Annotated in this window: 12 protein-coding genes; 5 read left to right on the forward strand and 7 right to left on the reverse strand. The window is 69.6% G+C overall.

The window, feature by feature from the left end; all coding sequences use genetic code 11:
• Positions 1 to 83: 83 nt before the first annotated feature.
• The 7 genes from ACUYMY_RS18100 to ACUYMY_RS18130 all read right to left on the reverse strand — a co-directional run bounded on the left by ACUYMY_RS18100 (position 84) and on the right by ACUYMY_RS18130 (position 10,190).
• Positions 84 to 1,766, reverse strand: a complete 1,683-nt coding sequence (locus ACUYMY_RS18100) for an ABC-F family ATP-binding cassette domain-containing protein (RefSeq protein ID WP_481704900.1) — start codon at positions 1,764 to 1,766, stop codon at positions 84 to 86.
• Positions 1,767 to 1,880: 114 nt separating this feature from the next.
• Entirely contained in the window at positions 1,881 to 4,652 is a 2,772-nt protein-coding gene (hrpB, locus tag ACUYMY_RS18105) for an ATP-dependent helicase HrpB (RefSeq protein ID WP_481704901.1), read from the reverse strand.
• A 51-nt stretch (positions 4,653 to 4,703) separates the two neighbouring features.
• Positions 4,704 to 6,173, reverse strand: a complete 1,470-nt coding sequence (locus ACUYMY_RS18110; protein ID WP_481704902.1) for a glycosyltransferase family 87 protein — start codon at positions 6,171 to 6,173, stop codon at positions 4,704 to 4,706.
• 82 nt (positions 6,174 to 6,255) lie between these two features.
• Positions 6,256 to 7,104: a trypsin-like serine protease gene (locus ACUYMY_RS18115; RefSeq protein WP_481704903.1), complete on the reverse strand. Its 849-nt coding sequence runs from the start codon at positions 7,102 to 7,104 to the stop codon at positions 6,256 to 6,258.
• Between the two features lie 98 nt (positions 7,105 to 7,202).
• Positions 7,203 to 7,451, reverse strand: a complete 249-nt coding sequence (locus tag ACUYMY_RS18120) for a hypothetical protein (protein WP_481704904.1) — start codon at positions 7,449 to 7,451, stop codon at positions 7,203 to 7,205.
• Between the two features lie 628 nt (positions 7,452 to 8,079).
• A complete protein-coding gene (locus ACUYMY_RS18125; protein ID WP_481704905.1) occupies positions 8,080 to 8,679 on the reverse strand; it encodes a histidine phosphatase family protein in 600 nt (199 codons plus the stop codon).
• Entirely contained in the window at positions 8,676 to 10,190 is a 1,515-nt protein-coding gene (locus tag ACUYMY_RS18130) for a CCA tRNA nucleotidyltransferase (protein ID WP_481704906.1), read from the reverse strand. Before ACUYMY_RS18130 ends, ACUYMY_RS18125 begins: the two co-directional genes overlap by 4 nt.
• A gap of 139 nt (positions 10,191 to 10,329) precedes the next feature.
• On the opposite strand from ACUYMY_RS18130, the gene ACUYMY_RS18135 reads away from it, so the two are divergent.
• From ACUYMY_RS18135 to trxA, 5 genes are all read left to right on the forward strand, one after another.
• On the forward strand, positions 10,330 to 10,836 hold the full coding sequence (locus ACUYMY_RS18135; protein WP_481705100.1) for an NUDIX hydrolase: 507 nt from the start codon (positions 10,330 to 10,332) through the stop codon (positions 10,834 to 10,836).
• Between the two features lie 10 nt (positions 10,837 to 10,846).
• Positions 10,847 to 12,802 (forward strand): murein biosynthesis integral membrane protein MurJ, encoded by a 1,956-nt coding sequence (murJ, locus tag ACUYMY_RS18140; protein ID WP_481704907.1) that lies wholly within the window; start codon positions 10,847 to 10,849, stop codon positions 12,800 to 12,802.
• A gap of 101 nt (positions 12,803 to 12,903) precedes the next feature.
• Positions 12,904 to 14,691 carry an ABC transporter substrate-binding protein gene (locus ACUYMY_RS18145; protein ID WP_481704908.1) on the forward strand — a complete coding sequence of 596 codons (1,788 nt, stop codon included), beginning with the start codon at positions 12,904 to 12,906 and terminating at the stop codon, positions 14,689 to 14,691.
• Between the two features lie 132 nt (positions 14,692 to 14,823).
• Positions 14,824 to 15,843, forward strand: coding sequence for a thioredoxin-disulfide reductase (gene trxB, locus ACUYMY_RS18150; protein WP_481704909.1), 1,020 nt, complete (start codon positions 14,824 to 14,826; stop codon positions 15,841 to 15,843).
• A gap of 24 nt (positions 15,844 to 15,867) precedes the next feature.
• Positions 15,868 to 16,197, forward strand: coding sequence for a thioredoxin (gene trxA, locus ACUYMY_RS18155; RefSeq protein WP_481704910.1), 330 nt, complete (start codon positions 15,868 to 15,870; stop codon positions 16,195 to 16,197).
• Positions 16,198 to 20,571 lie beyond the last annotated feature (4,374 nt).

Here is a 20,571-nt window from a genome sequence, read left to right on the forward strand (position 1 = left end):
CGCGGCCGAAAGGGGCCGTTCAGGCCTCGCTCCGGCCGTGAGTTGTGCAGTTCCGCACGCCTACGGCCGCCCGACTACAGCGCCTACCGCGCCCGCTCGACCCGGCCCTCGTCCCACACGGGCTCCGAGGCCTCGCGCACGGTCCCGTCCGAGCCGAAGACGAGGAACCGGTCGAAGGACCGTGCGAACCAGCGGTCGTGCGTCACGGCGAGCACGGTGCCCTCGAACGCGTCGATCGCCCGCTCGAGGGCCTCGCCCGAGTGCAGGTCGAGGTTGTCGGTGGGCTCGTCCAGGAGCAGGAGCGTCGCGCCGGAGAGCTGGAGCAGGAGGATCTGGAACCGGGCCTGTTGGCCGCCCGAGAGCGACTCGTACTTCTGCTCGGACTGGCCCGCGAGCCCGTAGCCGTCGAGGGCCCCGGCCGCGGCCTCGCGCGCGAGGCCCGAGCGGTGCTCGTCGCCGCGGTGCAGGATCTCGAGGAGCGTGCGGCCCGCGAGGTCCGGCCGCGAGTGGGTCTGGGCGAAGTACCCGGGCCGAATCCTGGCACCCAGCCTCACGGTCCCCTCGTGCGGGACGGGAGCGATGACGACGTCGGAGACCGGCAGGTGCTCGCGCTCGGGGTCCGTCCCGCCGAGGGCGAGCAGGCGCAGGAAGTGGCTCTTGCCCGAGCCGTTCGAGCCGAGCACGGCGACGCGGTCCCCGAACCAGATCTCGGCATCGAACGGCTTCATGAGCCCCGTGAGCCCGAGCCTCTCCGCGACGACGGCCCGCTTCGCGGTGCGCCCGCCGCGGAGCCGCATGCGCACGTTCTGCTCGAGCGGCAGGGCCTCGGGCGGGCCGGCCGCGAGGAACTTCTCGAGCCGGGTCTGCGCCGCGTGATACCGGTTGGCCATATCGGAGCGGAAGGCGGCCTTCGTCTTGTACATCGTCACGAGCTCCTTGAGCTTCGCGTGCTCCTCGTCCCACCGCTTCCGCAGCTCCTCGAAGCGCGCGTTCCGCTCGGCGCGGGCCTCGACGTAGGAGCCGAACCCGCCGCCGTGGATCCACGCGCTCGCACCGTTGATCCCCGGCTCGAGCGTGACGATGCGCTCGGCGGCGTTGTTGAGCAGTTCGCGGTCGTGGCTGATGAAGAACACCGTCTTGCGGGACTCGGCGAGCTTGGCCTCGAGCCAGCGCTTGCCCGGGACGTCCAGGTAGTTGTCGGGCTCGTCAAGGAGCAGGAGCTCGTCGGGTCCGGAGAAGAGGGCCTCGAGCACGAGCCGCTTCTGCTCGCCGCCGGAGAGGGACGACGCCGAGCGGTGCTGGGCGCGCTCGTACGGCACCCCGAGCGCGGCCATGGTGACCTCGTCCCACACGGTCTCCCACTCGTACCCGCCCGCGTCGCCCCACTCGGCGATCGCGTGGGCGTAGCGCATCTGGGTGGCCTCGCCGTCGTCCTCCATCATGGCGAGCTCGGCGGCGTCGAGCGCCCGCCCAGCCGCGGCGACGTCCGACGGCGCGGCCCCGAGGAGCAGGTCCCTCACCGTCGAGTCGTCGCGGACGTGCCCGATGAACTGGCGCATGACGCCCATCGCGCCCGAGCGGCCCACGGTCCCCTCGTCCGGGACGAGGTCGCCGGCGATGATCCTGAAGAGCGTCGTCTTGCCGGTCCCGTTGGGCCCGATGAGCGCGGTCTTCGAGCCGTCCGGGACCTTGAAGGTCACGCCGTTGAGCAGCTGGGTGCCGTCGGAGAGGAAGTAGTCGATGCCGGAGAGGTCGAGGTGGGCCACCGGGCAAGTCTAGGCGCCCGCCCACACAACGACCCGGGGTCACCTCCCAACGTTGCGGGGTCACCTCCCAACGATGCGGGGTCACCTCCCAACGATGCGGGGTCACCTGGACCGCTACATCCGGTTCTTGGTCTTCGCCGTCGCCACGGCCGTCCACGGGTCCTCGGGCCAGGGGTGCTTGGGGTACCGACCGCGCATCTCCGCCCGGACCTGCGCGTAGGGCCCCGACCAGAACGAGGCGAGGTCGCCCGTCACGGCGAGCGGCCTCCCGGCGGGCGAGAGCAGATGGAACAGCACGGGCACGCGGCCGTCCACGAGCCGCGGCGTCTCGGCCCAGCCGAAGCACTCCTGGAGCTTGACGGCGACCACCGGCCGCGCGCCGGCGTGCGCCTCGCTGGCATCCCCGGCGACGGCCGGGTACTCGATCCGCACGCGCGAGCCGCTCGGCACCTCGAGCCGTTCGGGCGCGAGCTCCTCGAAGCGCGCGGCGTCGGGCCAGGGCAGGAGGCGGCGCAAGGGCTCGGCGAGGTTGATGCCGCGCACGGACGCGCCCCCGGCCAGGGCGTCCACCTCGGGGGCGAGCCACTCGTCGAGCCTCGCGAGGAGCGCGGGCTCGGACACGTCGGGCCAGGGGTCGCCGAGCTCGCGCCGCACGAGCGCGAGCCGGCGGCGGAGCGCGTCCGCCGCGTCGGACCAGCCAATCACCCCTAGCCCGTCCGCTGCGAGGGCGCGCACGACGGCGGCGTGCCCCTCCTCGCGCTGCGGCCGCACCGGGGTTGAGGCGAGCCGGATGGCGCCGAGGCGCCGCTCGCGGCGGGCGGCCACTCGTCCGTTCTCGAAGCGCGCCTCGACGCGGTCGGTGAGCAGGTGATCGGCGGCGTGCTCGGCGACGTCCTGGGTGACGGGGGCCGCGGCGCGGATGACGGCGCCCGTCCCCGCCGCGTCGCGGCCCTCCGCGCGCGAGGCCTCGGCGACGGCGAGCCACTCGTGGCCCGCGAGGCCGCTCCCGGCGGGCAGGCCGGCGCGCGTTCCGGAGGCCAGGAGGTACTGCTCCCGGTCCCCCGGGACCCGCCGCGCGACAGAGCCGGGGAAGGCGAGCGCGACGACGGCCGCCACCCCCCACGCGGGGTCACCTCCCAGCCACGCGGGGTCACCTCCCTGCGATGCGAGGCCACGTCCCTGCGATGCGGGGTCACCACTGCGAGACGTGACCCCGGGACCCTGAGACGTGACCTCGGATCGTTGAGACGTGACCCCGCGTTCGGTGTGGGCGAGGCGCTCGAAGCGCCGGACGTCGTCCGCCCACGCCCGGGCCTGCGGCTCCCTGCCCGAGCGCAGCGCACCGAGCAGCTGGCCCAGGTCGGCCCCCGCCGGACGCAGGTCCCGGGCCACCATGGCGACGGCTTCCGCCGCCGTCCGAGCCCCCACCATCCCCGACCCCTCGAGCAGTGCGCGGCCGAGCCGGGGGTCGGCCGGGATGCGGGCCAGAACGCGTCCCATGTCGGTGGCGAGGCCTGCCTCGTCCACGGCGCCGATCGCGGTGAGCGTCGCGATGGCGTCCGCCAAGGCCGAACGGGGCGGTGCGTCCGGGAGCGCGAGGCCCTCGCCGCCCGGCGCGCCCCAGCACGCGAGCACGAGCGCCGCCTCCGTCAGGTCCGCGGACGCGATCTCCGGCGTTGACTGCGGGGGCGCGGCGGCGAACGCCCGCTCGTCATAGCAGCGCACCACGCGGCCGGGTCCGAGGCGGGCGGCGCGGCCCGCGCGTTGTTCGGCCGAGGCCCGCGAGCACGAGACGGTCACGAGTCCGGACATTCCCCGGGATGCGTCGCGCCGCGGCTCCCGGGCCAGCCCGGAATCGACCACGAGCCGCACCCCGGGGACCGTGAGCGACGACTCCGCCAGGGCCGTGGACACGACGATGCGGGGCGGATCCGCGGGGCCGCGGCCGGAGACGGCGCGGTCCTGCTCGCGCGTCGGAGCCTGGCCGTGCAGCTCGAGGACCTCGGCCGCGGATCCCTTGCGCGCGCTGTCCCGCAGCCTCTCACGCAGCCTGTCTGCCACGTAGCGCACCTCCCTCGCCCCCGGCAGGAACACGAGCGCGTCCACATCCTGCCCGCCGGCGAGGGCCTCCGCATGCTCGCGGGCGGCAGTCTCGGCAACGTGGTCGAGGAAGGCCCTCGTCACGCCGCGCTCGTCGAGCCGGGGTGCGGCCGACGGCGCCCAGGCCACCTCGAGCGCATGGAGCACCGAGGGCGAGTCGACCACGGGAGCCGGCCCGCCGCCGTCGTCCGCAAGCAGCGCCGCAAAACGGAGCGCATTCACGGTCGCCGACATCGCCACGACCGCCAGGTCGTCGCGAAGCTGCCGCACCTCGGCGAGCATGCCGAGCGCGAGGTCGGTCTCGAGGCCGCGCTCGTGCACCTCGTCGAGCACGACGGCGTCGACGCCCTCGAGCCCCGGGTCCGCGAGGAGGCGGCGCAGGAGGATCCCGGGCGTGACGAACTCCACGACGGTCCCGGGCCCGGCCTTCCGCTCGCCCCGCACCGTGAAGCCGACGCGCTCGCCCAGGGCGGAGTCGTCGAGCTCGGCCAGGCGCCGGGCCGCCGCCCGCACGGCGACGCGCCGCGGCTGGGTGACGACGACGCGCGGCGGGGCGGCGCCGTCGTGCGCATGCTGATGCGCGGCCAGCGCGAGGTTCGCCACGAGGGGCGGGACGAGGGTCGTCTTGCCGGTTCCGGGCGGCGCCTGGACGACGACGGCGTGCCCGGCCGCGCGTCCGCCCTGCCCGTTCAGTGCCGCCTCGAGCTCCCCGAGCGACCGGGCGAAGGCCAGCCCGGCGCCGATGCGGGCGAGGTCGAAGGGCTGCGGGGACGGGCGGGAGGTCACCGATCCATTCTGCCCGCGATAACCGATGGCGGTGTGGTCCAGCAGCCTCCGCTACTCGCGCAGCGCCGGCTCCCGCGCCGCGATCCGCCCGACCACCGTGCGCAGGGTGCGCAGCGTGACGGCGTCGGGGGCGCCGTCGAACGCCCCGCCCTGCGGATCGTCCTGGCGGCTGCGCCGGATCGGGTCCCCGGACGGGTCGTAGATGTCCATGACCACCCGGACGCACAGGTAGGCCAGGACCGCCATGTGCGCGAGGATCGCCGCTACGTAGTACGGCGAGTCGATGTTGTTCTGCGGGGAGCCGCCGCTCGTCCACTGCGCGAGGTACATCCAGACCGCGGCCCAGTGGGCGGCCTCGACGGCCATCCAGACGAGGAAGGCGCCCCAGCGCGGGCGGGCCAGCGCGAAGAGCGGGATGAGCCACACGACGAACTGCGGCGAGTAGACCTTGTTGGTCAGCACGAACGCCGCGACGATGAGGAACGCGAGCTGCGCGAGCCGGGGCCTCCTGGGCGCATGGAGGCCGACGACGGCGATGGCGACGCACGCGAGGGCGAATGAGATGGTGGCCATCGCGTTGATGCCCGGGGCGTCGAGCATGATCCAGCGCAGGCGCTCGGCGACGAGGTTCCACGCGAAGTAGATGGAGGAGAACCCCGCCGGGCGTTCGCGGGTGAACTCGAGGAAGTAGGCCCAGCCGGCCGGGTTCAGGAGCATGATCGGCACGTTGACCGCGAGCCACGACCCCACGGTGCCGGCCAGCGTCAGCACGAACGGCCGGTACTTCCCGGTGCGCACGGCGAGGACGAGGATGGCCCCCAGCACCACGATTGGGTAGAGCTTCGTCGCGGTGCCGAGGCCGATGAAGACGCCGGCCCACACCGGCCGGTCCCGTGCGAAGGCGAGGATGCCGAGGGCCAGGAAGGCCACGGCCCACATGTCCCAGTTGATGAACCCGGAGAGGATCGCGCCCGGCGCGACCGCGAGCATCGCGGCGTCCCACGGGCGGCGCCGGTTCGAGCGCGCCGTGGCGATCACGGCGACGAGCCACATGATCGCGATGAGCACGCTGTTGATGTCGAAGTACCCCGTGGCCCTGGCCTGGCTGACCCCCTCGCCGGGCACGAGCAGCGCCGTCGCCCCCGCGATGAGCCCCATGATCACGGGGTACTCGAAGAGCGCGTCTTGGGTGAAGAACGGCAGCACGCCCTCGGCGAGCCCGCGCTCCCCGAAGAGCGTGGGGAGGTCGGAGTAGCACGTCGCGTAGAAGTGCTGGGGCGTGGTCCAGCCGTTGACGCGGCAGTAGCCCTTGAGGACGACGCCGAGCACGGCCGCGAGCGTCGTCAGGACGATGAGCACACGCTCGGGCGTCCAGAGCCCGCTCGCCACGACGCCCGGAGCCGCATGGTCTCCGAGCGGGCCGCCGACGGACTCCGAGAGGGTCCGCAGGAGGGGGTCGTTGCGGGTCGGCGAGATCACTGCGTGGGGCTGGCTCTTCATGCCGTCCTGCGTCGACTCCATGGCCCCGAGCTTACCGGCGCCTCATGGATGGGCAGGGCCCCGGCGGGAAGCCGGGGCCCTGCGGGCCGATCGCACGGGAGGATCAGACCGGGACGCCGAACGTCGCGAGCCAGTCCTGGACCACCGGGATGTCCACCCGCTGGTAGCCGTCGAGGTAGCGGCAGTTCGAGGTGTAGCCGAAGCTCGTCACGCCCACGATCCGCCCGTTCAGGTACAGCGGGCCCCCCGAGTCGCCGAAGCACGTGCCGCCGGTGCCGAACGTGTCGTTCTCGTTGCCGTTGGTCTGCAGGATCTGCGGCGTGAGCTTCTGGCCGGGCATGTCCACGTAGCGGCGGATGAGCGGGTAGCTCATCGGCTGCGGGTTCTGCGGGCCGTCATCGGCCTTGCGCACCTCCGTGCCGTAGCCGACGGCGCGGAAGAGCGTGCTGCGCAGCCCGCTCGTCGGGATGGCGTCGAGCGTCCCGGCGGGTGCGACCTGCCCGAGCGGCAGCGGGACGGCCTTCTCGAGCACGACGACGCCGACGTCGTTCCAGTTGGCCATGTCCGTGAAGCCCGAGTACTGCGGGTGCGTGTAGGCGGTGCCGTAGTTGTAGCCGCGCAGGTCGCGGGCGGTGAACCCGACCGAGGGGTCCGAGGCCGTCGGCAGGCCGGACGGCGGCTCCTCCGCGATGACGGACTCGAACGTGACCATGGTCTTGCCCACGGTCCCGTCGGTGCAGTGCGCCGCCGTGAGCAGCACGGTGGGGGTCACCAGCGTCGCGGAGCAGCGGAACCTGCCGCCTGACTCGTCATAGAACAGGATGAGCCCGACATTGGGATGCAGGTTGCCGTCCGGCGTCCCCCCGGTGCTCGCCGCGGCGGGTCCCGCGGACACCGCGAGCCCGAGCACGGTCGCCACGGCAGCCAGCGCGGACACGATCTTGATACGCATCAATGATTTCCTCTCCCCCGAGTGTGTGAAGGATATTCTTCACACACTCGGGGCCGCTGACCAGATCTCGCGGGGAGGAAATGACCGGCCGGTTGGGTTCAGACCAGCGGGAGCCGCTCCATGCGGCGGTAGACGGCGTCGCGGTGCTGCGCGATCCGCTCGTCGTCAGGCCGGGAGAGGCGGACAAGCCGCCAGAGCAGGCGCACGACGGCGGGGACTCGCCACCCGCTCGCGGCGGCACCGCCGCCGCGGGCCGAGGCAGGTTCGATCGCCTGCGCGGGCGGGGCGGGTTCGTGGGAGGACAGGACGGACGAGGCGCTGGGTGAAGCGCTGGAGGAGGCAGACACGAGGGACTCCTGGGTGGTGGGATTTCGTCGGCGCGGCACCGGCCTGAGTGCAGGGAAGGGCGCGGAAAAGGCCGATCAAGGGCATGCCGAATTCAGGCGGGCAGAATTCGGCCGAAAACAGGCACGGAGGACGCGTCACAAGAAATATTCGGCGTCCGACCGCGTGGAATGCGAACGCGGCACAGACCAGCAGAAACCAGAGAAATCAGCGGGGAAAGATGAACCGGAAATCGATCCGGCACCCGCCGCTGCGGCGTGGTCTACGGATGGACCGCTGAGCGGTCACGAGCGGGGCCTCGCCCCTTCGCCTGAGGGGACGCCGTTGCCGGGAGCGCGAAGCGCACCAGGTGCCGCCCGGAATCGTGCGGGCCATCGTGGCGACAGCGGTCGTGGCGAAGGGAAGCTACAGCGGCTGGCCGCGGGGCGCGTCAGGCGCCGAAGGCGCCAGCAGCTGGCTCGTGACGGTCAGTGCCGATCCGACCACGGGTGAGGTACGCGGTGATCATCATCGTCCCAGCCTCCTTCTGCTGCTAGCGGTTCGCCTCCGGGCGAAGGCACAACGTCAAAGCTAGGGCATATTCCGGATAATGCGCAAGCGCAGCCTAGGAATTTATTCCGGAATTTGTTCTCAGAGGCCCCAGGCCTCGATTGCGGGGGTCCTCTTGTCCCACCCGAGCCGGCATGCCTTGGCCGTTCCGAGAATGAAATGCCGGCCCTCGACCGGATCGAGGTCGAGCCAGCGCGCGGCGAGGATCCGGCAGAAGTGGCCGTGCGCCACGACGAGCGCGTTCTCCACTCCGGAGTTCCGCACGCGCTCGACGATCCGGTCCGCCCTGGCCCCGACCGCGGAGAGCGCCTCGCCGTTCGGCACGCCGTGGGTCCAGATGAGGTACCCCGGGTTGTCCCTGCGGACGTCGGCCGAGCGGATGCCCTCGTAGTCGCCGTAGTCCCATTCGACGGCGTTGGGCTCGGTCTCGGCGTCGGGGAACCCGGCGAGCTCCGCCGTGCGGCGGGCTCGCTGGAGCGGCGAGGTCAGGACGAGGCCGAAGTCGACGCCGTCGAGCGTCGCCCTCGCGGCCCGCGCCTGGTCCTCGCCCACCGGTGTGAGCGCGAGGTCGGTCAGGCCCGTGTACTGGCCGCTGCGGGACCACTCGGTCTCGCCGTGGCGGAGGAGCCAGAGACGCGTCAGCCCGTAGTCCTCGGCCCCCGGAAGCCCCATGCCGCTCATGCGCCGTCCCCGTTCTTCTCTGTCTTCTCTGTCTTGTCTGCCGTCTTCTCTGTCGTGCCTGCCCCCGCCTCAGGCTGCTCCGCCCACCAGGCGAGCAGCCGGCGTCGTGCCTCCTCCTCGCCGAGCGGCCCGTGCTCCATGCGCTCCTCGAGCAGGAAGCGGTAGGCGCGGCCCACGACCGGCCCAGGCCGGATCCCGAGCAGGGCCATGATCTGCTGGCCGTCGAGGTCCGGACGGATCGCGGCGAGCTCCTCCTGCTCGGCGAGCTCGGCGATGCGCCGCTCGAGGTCGTCGTAGGCGAAGGCCAGGCGCTCAGCCTTGCGCTGGTTCCGCGTCGTGACGTCCGAGCGCGTGAGCCGGTGCAGGCGCTCGAGCAGCGGCCCGGCGTCGGTCACGTACCGGCGCACGGCCGAGTCGGACCAGCCCGCCTCGCCGTAGCCGTAGAAGCGCATGTGCAGCTCGACGAGGCGCGCGACGGCGGCGATCGTGTCGTTGTCGAAGCGCAGCGCCTTCATGCGCTTCTTCACGAGCTTTGCCCCGACGACGTCGTGGTGGCGGAAGCTCACCGCGCCGCCTTGTTCGAAGCGGCGCGTCGCCGGCTTCCCGACGTCGTGCATGAGCGCGGCGAAGCGCAGCACGAAGTCCGGGCCCGGGACGGGTCCCTCCGCGTCCGTCTCGAGCGCGGCGGCCTGCTCGAGGACCACGAGCGAGTGGTGGTAGACGTCCTTGTGGCGGTGGTGCTCGTCGGCCTCGAGCTTGAGCGCGGGGACCTCGGGGAGGACGCGCTCGGCGAGGCCCGTATCGACGAGGAGGTCGATGCCCGTGCGCGGCGCCGCGCCGTTGACGAGCTTGACGAGCTCGTCGCGGACCCGCTCGGCGGAGATGATGTCGATGCGCTCGGCCATCGCCGTCATGGCCGCCTTCACCTCGGGGGCGACGTCGACGCCGAGCTGGGAGGCGAAGCGCGCGGCCCGCATCATGCGCAGCGGGTCGTCGGAGAAGGAGAGCTCGGGCGCGCCGGGCGTGCGGAGGATACCGGCGTGCAGGTCGCGGACGCCGCCGAACGGGTCCACGAGCTCGAGCGAGGGCAGCCGCAGCGCCATCGCATTCATGCTGAAGTCGCGCCGCTCGAGATCGTCCACGAGGTTCCGGCCGAAGGCGACGACGGGCTTGCGCGAGTCGGGATCGTAGGCCTCGGCCCGGTAGGTGGTCACCTCGATCTGGTGCCCGCCCCGGCGGAGCCCGATCGTGCCGAAGTCGCGGCCGATGTCCCAGTGCGCATCGGCCCAGCCGCGGATCACGGCGATCGTCTCGTCCGGCGTTGCATCGGTCGTGAAGTCCAGGTCCGGGGACGTGCGGCCGAGGAAGAGGTCCCGCACGGGCCCGCCCACGAGGGAGAGCTCGAATCCGGCGTCGGCGAAGCGCGCCCCGAGCTCGAGCACCACCGGGTCCACCTTGAGCTGCACGGCTGCCTGCTGGGTCCCCTGGGGTGCCGTCTCATCTGCTGCCATAGTCCTTAAATCTTTGCAGATCCCGGCGCGCCCGCCCTCCACGGTCCCGGCCTCGGTCATCGGGGCGGATGCGTTGGCTAGAGTGGAGTGCATGGTCATCCCGTTGCCGAGCGATCCTCAGAAGAGGAGGAGTGCGCCCCTGCCCTCGGCAATCGGGCCGCACGTCGCGCCGGCCGGGCACGGCTACCCCTCCTCCCTCCCGACGGTCGAGGAGGTCTCCGCGGGCGGCGTCGTCGTCGACACCTCGGACCCGAACCTGCCGGTCGCGATCATCGCCCGCCTCAACCGCGGCGGCCGCCTCGAGTGGTGCCTGCCGAAGGGCCACCCCGAGGGCCGCGAGTCGAACGAGCATGCCGCCATCCGCGAGATCAGCGAGGAGACGGGGATCCACGGGGAGATCCTCGCCCCGCTCGGGAGCATCGACTACTGGTTCACCGTCACGGGCCACCGCGTCCACAAGACCGTGCACCACTACCTCCTGCGCGCCGTCGCGGGCGAACTGACGATCGAGAACGACCCGGACCACGAGGCGGTCGACGTCGCGTGGATCCCGATCTCGGAGCTCACCCGGCGGCTGTCCTTCCCGAACGAGCGACGGATCGCGGACCTGGCCCGCGAGGTCCTGCCGGAGCACCTGCTCACGTGAGGCCCTGACCATGGCGTCCACCCCGGCCCCCGCCTCCGAGGCGCGCTCGAGCGCCATCATGGCCGCCGGCACCCTCATCTCGAGGGCGCTGGGGTTCGTGCGCTCGTGGATGCTCATCCTCGCCCTGGGCCTCGGCTCGACGGTCGCGGACACGTTCGTCAACGCCAACAACCTGCCGAACCTCATCTTCCTGCTGGTCGCGGGCGGCGTGTTCAACGCCGTCCTCGTGCCGCAGATCATCAAGGCGAGCGGGGCGCCCGACGGCGGCGCGGACTACATCTCGCGGCTCATGACGCTCGGGGTGCTCGTCATGCTCGGCCTCACGGCCGCCGTGACCCTCGCTGCTCCGCTCGTCATGCAGCTGACCACGTCCGGGTACAGCGAGCAGCAGCTCGCCCTCGCGACGGTCTTCGCGTTCTGGTGCCTTCCACAGATCTTCTTCTACGGCCTGTATGCCCTCCTGACCCAGGTGCTCAACGCCCACGGGGCCTTCGGGCCCGCGATGTGGGCCCCGATCATCAACAATGTCGTCGCCATCGCGGGCCTCGGCCTCTTCGCGTGGATCTTCGGCACGAACGCGGTCAACCCCCACAGCCTCGATGCGTGGACGCCCCTGCACACGGTCTTCGTGGCCGGGTTCTCAACCCTCGGGGTCGTCGTCCAGACCATCCTGCTGCTCGTTCCGATCCGGCGGCTGAGGCTGGGGCTGCGGCCCGCGTTCGGGTGGCGCGGCGTGGGGCTCGGGCAGGCGGCCCGGCTCGGCGCGTGGACGCTCGCGACCGCGGCCGTGGGGCAGCTGACCTTCCTCTACGTCATGAAGGTAGCGTCCCTCCCGGGCGCCGAGCGCGAGCGGCTGCGCGAGGCGGGTGACCCCCTCTGGCAGCGGATCCCCGGCAACACCGTCCTCGAGATCGCCTCGCAGCTGTACCTCCTGCCGCACTCGATCATCGCGCTGTCCCTCGCGACGGTCCTGTTCAACCGGATGACCCAGGCTTCCCAGGCCCACGACCGCGCCGGGGTCCGGGAGGCGCTGTCCCACGGCCTGCGCACCATGGCCGTCGCGACGGTGTTCAGCGCCCTCGCGCTCTTCGCCCTCGCGGCCCCGCTCGGCATGTTCTTCTCGGGCGGCAAGGCGTCCGACGGCGTCATGCTGGCCCAGACGCTCAGCATCCTCGCGCTGAGCACGCCGTTCATGAGCGCGAACTTCATGATGGCGCGCGTCTTCTACGCGAACGAGGACGCCCGCACCCCGTTCAGGATCCAGCTCTGGCTCGCCGCGCTCAACGTGGTCGGGGCGTTCGGCATCCAGTACCTCCCGCCGCGGTACGTGATCTTCGCGATCGCTGCCCTCTACACGGTGGGCAACATCCTCTCGGTGGTCATCAGCAGCCACTACCTCCGGCGCCTGCTGGGCCACCTCGACGGCGCCCACGTCGCCCGCTCCTACATCCGCATGGGGTACGCCGCGGCGGGCGCGGCGCTCGTCGGGGCCGCCGCCGTCGCGCTCCTCGGCGGGTACGACCCCGAGGGGTTCATCTGGACCTCGAGCTGGGCCGCGCTCGTGGCGGTGGCCGTCATCGGCGTGCCGATGCTCCTCGTGTACATCGTGCTCCTGCGACTGTTCCGGGTGACGGAGGTCCGCGACCTGATGCGGCCGCTCCTCGGCCGGCTCGGCGCGCGAGGTGCGGTCCCGCCGTCGTCCGCGCCCGAGGACCGCGCCGCCGCTGCCACCGCCGGCGCCGGCGAGGCCGCCGCGCCCGCCGCCGCGCCGAAGGAGCCGGTCGCGCCGCTGACCGCGCCGATCCATACGATCTCGGACGACACAGGCATCATCCCGCGCATCTCGGGCCAGTTCGACCCGAGCATGTACCGCGCCCAGGCCTCGGGCACGAGGGTCGAGAAGCTCCCCGGGCGGCGCACGTTCCAGGGACCGCCCGGGGAGAATCCGCACTTTCCTGAGGGCTGACGGGCCTGTTCCCCCGGGCGCGCTCGGCCGTTAACGCTAGGATCACTAGCAGCACAGGGCGCGGCCGGAGGCCCGCCCGGGCCAGCGACCAGGAGGTTTCCGTGTCCCAGTCCATCGACGTCGGCACCGTGCTCGGGGGGCGGTACAAGGTCACGTCCTCGATCGTGGCGTCCCAGGACGGCGATCTCGTCCTCGACGGCGTGGACCAGGTGCTGAACCGGCCTGTGAGCATCGTTGTCTCCGCGCCGGCGAACGCCGACCAGCTCGCGCAGAGCGCCCGCGAGGTCGCGATGGGCGAGCGTCACGGGGCTGTGCAGGTGCTCGACCTCGGCACGAGCCACGGCTCGACCTACCTCATCACGAACCACACCGCGGCGACGGACCTGCTCGACCTCATCGTCCCGCAGGAGACGCCATACGTCGAGCCGTTCTTTACGGACACCCTCGGCAGCGAGATCTTCGGCGAGGAGCGCTCGCGCGAACCCGAGACCTATGACGGTCATATTGACGCCGGCAACCCCCGCGACTACATCCGCTACGACGACTACCAGCACGACGACGGCGGCCAGGCCAAGACGTATGGCGCCGGGGGTGCCGCGGCGGCCGGTGCCGCCGCCGCGCCCGGGGCAGGCCCGGGCGGGAACATCCCGCCGCAGCCTGCCGCGCCCCCGCGCTCCGCGGTCGGTACCGGTGAGCGCGCGGCTCAGGGCCAGCCCGCCCAGGCCCAGCCTGCCCGTCCCGCTCAGCCTGCTCAGCCCACCCAGGCCCAGCCGAGCCACGGCCAGCCGACCCAGGCCCAGCCCACTCACGCGCAGCCCACTCAGCAGGGCCGCCCTGCCCAGCACGATCAGCCCACCCAGGCCCAGCCCGTCCCTCCCGGCGCGGGCGGTCCGCGCGGTGGCAGGGGGGCCGGCGCCGCCGCTGCCGGCGCCGCAGCGGGCGCTGCTGCCTCGAGCCCCAAGGTGACGCCGTGGCCGGCCGAGGGCCACGGCACCGCGGGGGGTGCGACTGCACCGATCTCGCGCGGGTCCGGCGTCACCTCCGGGGTCCCAGACGGCTCGGCCCCGACAGCCGCCGCACCGGTGCAGCCGTCACAGAGCCGCCCGGGAACGCCGGGGGGTCAAGCCTCCGGCGGCCGCGGGTCCGCCGCTGCGGCGGGCAGGCAGTCCTCGGTCTTCCCGCCGAGCCCGGGCCGCGGGCCAGCTGAGGACGAAGACTTCGAGGACGACGAGGAGTCGCGTCCGCGTTCGGTGCCGTGGCTCGTCGGCGGGGTGCTCGCCGTCGTCCTCGTCGCGGCGCTCATCTTCGCGTTCACGACCCTCGGCTCCCTGTTCCAGCCCGAGGCGAATGGCCCCCAGGCCACCGAGACGAACCGGCAGTCCCCGCAGGCGACGGGCGGGGCGACCCCAAGCCCCTCGGCGACACAGGCGCCAACAGGCCCTCCCGCCATCGCCTCGGTGACCCGGCTGAATCCGTCCGAGCTGAGCTTCGCCAATGATTTCGACAGCAAGCTCCCGTCGACCTTCGATGGCAACACCGCGACCTACTGGTCTGAGATGGAGTTCGCGCGCGAGGACTGGGGCGGCTTCGTCAAGAACGTCTCGCTCGTCGTCGAACTCAAGGACCCGGCCAAGATCAATCAGGTCACGCTCGTACAGTCCGGCGGATCCGGCGGGAACATCAGCGTGTACACCAACACCTCGCCGAACCTGACCGGCGCGACGCTCGCCGGCACCACGTCCTTCACCGGTCCTCAGGTGTCTGTTCCGGTGGCCAACGCCCCGACGGCCGAGTACGTGATCGTCCAGATCAACACGCTGCCGCGCCTCTCGGCCCCGAAGACCCAGTTCGGCTTCGGCCTGCGCCTGGCGGAGATCAAGGTCGAGTAGCAGTTCTCCCTCATCGCAAGCGGGCCCCCCGGAGTTTCCGGGGGGCCCGCTCTGTATTTCCCCCGATGTCCGTGCGGCCAGCCCTTGGGTACCCTTGAACAAGACTGTGCCGTGGAATAGCACCGCGCAGCGATGCGTTGTGGCTTCCAACGGCCGAGACAGAATGATGAGGAAGAGGGACAGCCTGTGAGCACTGCCGCAGACATTCGGGACGTGATTATCGTCGGTTCGGGGCCCGCGGGTTACACCGCAGCCATCTACACCGCGCGAGCCAACCTGAATCCGTTGATCTTTGCCGGTTCCGTCACCGCCGGCGGCGAGCTCATGAACACGACGGAAGTTGAGAACTTTCCCGGCTTCCCCGAAGGCGTCCAGGGTCCCGAGCTCATGGACAAGCTGGAGCAGCAGGCCTCGAAGTTCGGCGCGCAGATCGAGTTTGAGGACGTCGAGTCCCTCGACCTCGAGGGTGAGATCAAGACGGTGACGCTGGCCAACGGCGACTCCTTCAAGGCCCGCGCGGTGATCATCGCGACCGGCTCCGCCTACCGCGAGCTGGGCCTGCCGAACGAGAAGCGCCTCTCCGGGCATGGCGTGAGCTGGTGCGCGACCTGCGACGGCTTCTTCTTCAAGGACCAGGACATCGCGGTGATCGGCGGCGGCGACTCGGCGATGGAGGAGGCCCTGTTCCTCACCAAGTTCGCCCGTACCGTGACCGTGGTCCACCGCCGCGACACCCTGCGCGCCTCGAAGATCATGGCGGACCGCGCCCTGGCTCACGAGAAGATCAGCTTCATCTGGAACTCCGAGGTCGCCGATGTCATCGGCGGTGACAAGGTCACCGGCCTGACCCTTCGCAGCACTCTTGACGGCACCATGTCGTCGCTCAGTGTCACCGGCGTGTTTGTGGCCATCGGCAACGATCCGCGCACCGAGCTCGTGAAGGATGTCCTCGAGATCACGCCCGACGGCACGATCGCCGTCGAGGGCCGCACGTCAAAGACCGCCCTTCCCGGCGTCTTCGCAGCTGGCGACGTCGTGGACCCCACCTACCGTCAGGCAATCACCGCAGCCGGCTCCGGTTGCGTTGCCGCCCTCGACGTCGAGCACTACCTCGCCGACGTCGAGGCGCACGCCCTCGCTGCCCAGGCCTGAGCCCCTACAGAAACGGAAGACTCCATGAGCAACGCCACGAATGTCACCGACGCAGAGTTCACCGACAAGGTGCTTCTTTCCGAGAAGCCGGTCATCGTGGACTTCTGGGCCGAATGGTGCGGGCCGTGCCGCAAGGTTGGTCCCATCCTGGACGACATCTCGGTCGAGTACGCGGACCAGGTCGAGGTCGTGAAGGTCGACGTCGACAACAACCCGAACATCGCTGCCGAATACGGGATCACCTCCATTCCGGCGATCTACCTGTTCGAGAAGGGCAAGGTTACGGGCACGGTCATCGGTGCCCGCCCGAAGCAGTACTTCGAGAAGGAGTGGAGCGAGGTTCTCACGAAGTAGCTCTTGAGGGACCGACTTCGGCCTCACATGAGGCTTCGAGGGGAGCGGCTAAGGCCGCTCCCCTCTTTTTGTAGGTGTTTCACGTGAAACCGCGATGGAAGGACGTCGCCGAATCGACTCCTCCTATTCGTCGTTGGGGACAAGTGGCCTCGGGTGGATGTCTTGCGCTCCACCGTTCTACGGTTCCGCTCACAACGAGGAATGAGAGGGCCGGAACTGGCTGGAGCCGGTAGGGACTGGACTGTTGGGTTTCACGTGAAACATTCACAGCCACGACCTTCGCCGCCTGGTTGAGGCTTCCTACGCTTTGTGCGTGCGCCCTCCCTGCTCCACTCCAAGTTCCAATGAACGCTCCTGGAACGAATCGCCACGCACCCCCGATCCTCTTCCCAGGCAGGGCATTCCAGCTCGTCCCAGGGCACGCGAATCGGGCGCGGCTCCTTCGCCTCACGCACGCTCATTACACCTGCAGACACCAATGCGATAGCAATGACAGCAAGACCCACGTGGCAACCAACCAGCGACCCGAACCACAGAATGCGCAGACCCGAAGCTCTCAACGTACTCCACCTCTCCGACAGCCGGAGGCGAAATGCAGTACGCTGCCCAAGAACTGAATGGCGGCATCTACCGAAATAAGTAGATTTCGATCTTCCGGTGCCGATTTGCTGTTGGATGAATGTGCCTCTGCGTTGGTCTTGCCGCAGCTCCAGGCCAAATTCGCGCCACACATCGAAAGGGGCTGACCGGAGCATGGGATCCGCCCACCCGCATAGCAGCGCTGATCTGGGGACGGGTCTAGGAATGCGGTCCGCAGGTCCTAGGGTCCGCAGGTCCTAGGAGAGTTGCGTGAGCAGTGGCGCGGACAGCGGCATTCTGTTTGGGGACTCCCCAACTTGTCCACGACGCCCAAGACTCTTCGAGAATCATGCCGAACATGCAGTCGTCGCAGATTGGGCAGCACGGCGGCCGGCTGCCGGGGCATCCAGCACAGGGGGCTGTCGCCGTTCCCGTGCCCTGCACGGCGATCGGCACCTCGACCCCCTGTGTGGGAACCGGTTTTTGCCCTCAGGCTATGCACTGGCTGGTCTTTCCCCGGATTGAATCTCATCGCCACCACCAATCCGGCCTGCCGCATCCATTAGTCGGTTCCTTAATATGCAGTCTCGAAAGGCAGCGGCGCCCAATGCTGGAGCAGCCATCATCTCCCCGGCGTGATCCCAAACCGCTGCTCACACCGTCTCACCACGCATGGGATGAGGCGTGATGCCGCCTTCGGCACCTGGCCTGTGGGCACTGGGCTCCGGGCGCTGCGGACATGTTCGTCCAAAGAGCCCAGCGTTCCAACTACCCACGTTGGGAGAGGCTGACGTGATGACAACTTCAAGTCCTGCTTGAATGCGCCTGTTAGGACCGGCAGTTCAGGGCCTAGGTAGGTCGGCCGACCTCCTGACCGAATCTGAAGGACTACAGGATCATCTCCGGACGCCAGGACTGGCTCTCGCTCTGGATCCGGATGGCCTAATGGTGCGTGCAAATCCGCGTCACTTGCTCGTGCCCTCGATCACAGGGCGTACCCGTCAATCCGTGCCCTCACTGATCTCCGCAATCCACAGGTTCAGCACCTGTCAGCTCTAGCCCGATGAGCCCCTAAGAGCGGGGGCGCCTCCCGTGGACGACAACTTGCCGTGTCGTTCTCCCAGTCTTGGCATGTCGGCGTCTTCTTTGAGGGGCAGCTTGCTCTCACCGTCATTGGCCGATCCGTTCCCTGACTCAACGCGCCAACAGTACGCCGCCCCCTCAACTCCACAGCGCCTCGACTCCTATCCTTCCGCATCAGGGGAGGTTTCACGTGAAACATCGGGAAGCAGGCTGTCCCTCAGTGGCTCGAGTCGAAGAGCACAGATCCCAGTCCTCTTGCAGAACCGTTGCCGAGCTGGCGACACCATTGGTGGGCGTCAGCAAGGCTCCACATGAACATGTTCCGCCCAAGCCTGATGACGCACCGCGTCTAGACGGATGGACGGTCCAGTGCGATGAGGCCCCTATGGCCGAACCCCATGAGGGACCAGGCATCTGGCCACTGCGATACCCCGCTGACTTCGCGGCATCCACATGGTAGGAGAAGCCTTCACATATCCGACCAGTACTCCCACTGAGAGGAGCGGCCTTCACCGTACAGTCAGCAGACGTGTCGACCCGCACCGTTATCTGGCGTGAAGGAGACCGGGGGGCTAAGACAGTACCGGTCAGATTGGCGCGCAGACATCCGGCCATGGATCGAACTCGCCAACCGTCAAGACCGATTCTGGGCCCAGGCCGGCGGCGGGTCCTGAGGGGACAGAGGGCACGTCATGTACTCGCGGCTCTGCACAGCCCGGCTTGAAACGCCTCAGTCGTCCACAGGTCTGTAGCGACCTCGGCCCCGCCGCGGATCGGACGCCAGCTTATCCACACGACTATCCACAGCCGTTATCCACAGCAATACCCACAGCCCAAAGGCCCCATTCGAAGAGCGATTGGCTGGAACGCCCACGCTTCGTCCTGGCATTCCCGCAGCCGAGGGGCTGGCCGTGGCGCGCGTCACCGGCGGACAGAGTTTGGCCCGACGCGATGTGCCGCAATTCACGCTGGCGGCCGGCACCTAAAAATGCGCAGAGTGCCCGATATCTGCTGATTTGACCGGGTTGAACGCCTCACACTAGCGTCCGCTCACTCTGACTAAGCCCAGCAGAGTCATCGACGGGCGTTACCTTAAGGGCCGCGCCCTCCGCGCGGATGAGGACTGCCTACTGTGGACTGACCCCAGCTGTCTCCGCGGCCCGTCATGCACACTGGCCATCCACAGCGTTATCCACAGGTAGATGCGCCTATGCACATCCTCCATGCACACAGTTATCCACAGGCGCATGGCAGCGGGGAATGCCGCCCCCGCGTCCTGTCAGAGAGAGCAAGTCCTGCGGATGACTCGTCTACCCCACGCTTGGCGGGATGGGCACCACCTGGCCCTTCCCCTCAGGCGCCCGTAGCGGGAACGTATGTGCCAGGCTGTCCGACTGGACACGCAGCTGACAGCCGCTACGGCCGAACCCGTTGCCACCCGAAAACGCCCCAGCAGGCCTCTGTCTCTGGGTCCCAGGGACCGCTGCGGAGACCCGACTCCGCGGGAGCTTCTGACAGTCCATGGGAACCTCGCAGCGCCATACCGGAGGCAGCCTGAGGACGATGGACTGTCCAGGGCCGCGTTTCACGTGAAACACCGGAACATGTCGGTTGGGGTAAGGATGCCCCTTTTTGGCTCGCCCTGTGCGGACCAAGAAGACAGCGCGGCTTCAGTCTCTTGTTGCGGACGGCTCGCCATCGTCGATGTCTGCCGTCCTCAAGGTCCACCTCTGCTGAGTGCCCCCTGTACCCCGGCTGGCATACGCCACCACTGCCATCCGACGAGGCGCCTCTGACGAGACGACAGCGAGCAGCTTCGGCACCTCGTCGACTCCCCAGCGGCAACCAGTCCTCTCCTTCGTCCTGGGACTGCCTGCACTTCGGCACTTCTTCCGAAAGTGCCTGCGCCAGTTCAGCGGCACGAGCCCATGTAGGGACAGCACGATGGGGGACAAGAACCAGCACGGGCAGTCCGTGGACAGGCACCACGACGCCCTGCCGTGCGCCGCCCGACCGCTTAGCCAGCCGTGGGAATGGCATGTCGCCTGTCGAGCTCGGGACATGATGCCAGCCCATCAGCCGGCCGACAAAGAGGACGGTCGAGCTTGGCGAACACGGGACATGGATCGGGCCTCCTGTTCGCGTGCCCATGTCGCACACGAATGTCCGCTCTCCGGGGGATGCCGCGTTAGCTTGAAGGAGGCGTCTCCTGAGAACTGAGGGAGACGAAGACTGAGGGTGTCGTCGAGTATGCGCGGGTTGGGGCGCACTAGAGGAGCCTGCCAGTCAGGCCGACGACCGCTTGCAAGACTGGCTAGCGCGGGGAGTGCAACAGTGCCGATATCGCTGGAACCCCTGATCGCCGGATGTACGAGCGACATGCCGGGAGGTGGTCTTCACAGCATTCGCAAGCACAGAGCCTTTGGCAGGAGGTCAAGTTTCCCGACAGTGGCCCCCACGCGAAGAGCCGGAAGAGGTGCTTTCCTAAGAGACGCTCATTCATAGGAAACGGATATTCGAGATGGAGTGCACTAACTATAAGGCACGTGAATTGCTGCCGCCGCGGGATCTGGTTCTGGGGCGGAGAAAACAGCGACAACAATGCTGATCTTCGCGCTCATTTGGGCAAGCGATACAGGAATTGCCCAACTGCCGCCGGGCGTCTGAAGCTCGGCCGCCACAAGCCGCAATGCAACGAGCCTCTGGAGGACC

It is taken from the genome of Sinomonas sp. T428B, from assembly GCF_056780155.1.

Bases quoted from the DNA above. Each gene is read 5' to 3' on its own strand.
- ACUYMY_RS18110 (WP_481704902.1), bottom strand. From the start codon at position 6,173: ATGGAGTCGACGCAGGACGGCATGAAGAGCCAGCCCCACGCAGTGATC.
- ACUYMY_RS18115 (WP_481704903.1), bottom strand. From the start codon at position 7,104: ATGCGTATCAAGATCGTGTCCGCGCTGGCTGCCGTGGCGACCGTGCTC.
- ACUYMY_RS18125 (WP_481704905.1), bottom strand. From the start codon at position 8,679: ATGAGCGGCATGGGGCTTCCGGGGGCCGAGGACTACGGGCTGACGCGT.
- ACUYMY_RS18130 (WP_481704906.1), bottom strand. From the start codon at position 10,190: ATGGCAGCAGATGAGACGGCACCCCAGGGGACCCAGCAGGCAGCCGTG.
- murJ (WP_481704907.1), top strand. From the start codon at position 10,847: ATGGCGTCCACCCCGGCCCCCGCCTCCGAGGCGCGCTCGAGCGCCATC.
- trxB (WP_481704909.1), top strand. From the start codon at position 14,824: ATGCGTTGTGGCTTCCAACGGCCGAGACAGAATGATGAGGAAGAGGGA.
- trxA (WP_481704910.1), top strand. From the start codon at position 15,868: ATGAGCAACGCCACGAATGTCACCGACGCAGAGTTCACCGACAAGGTG.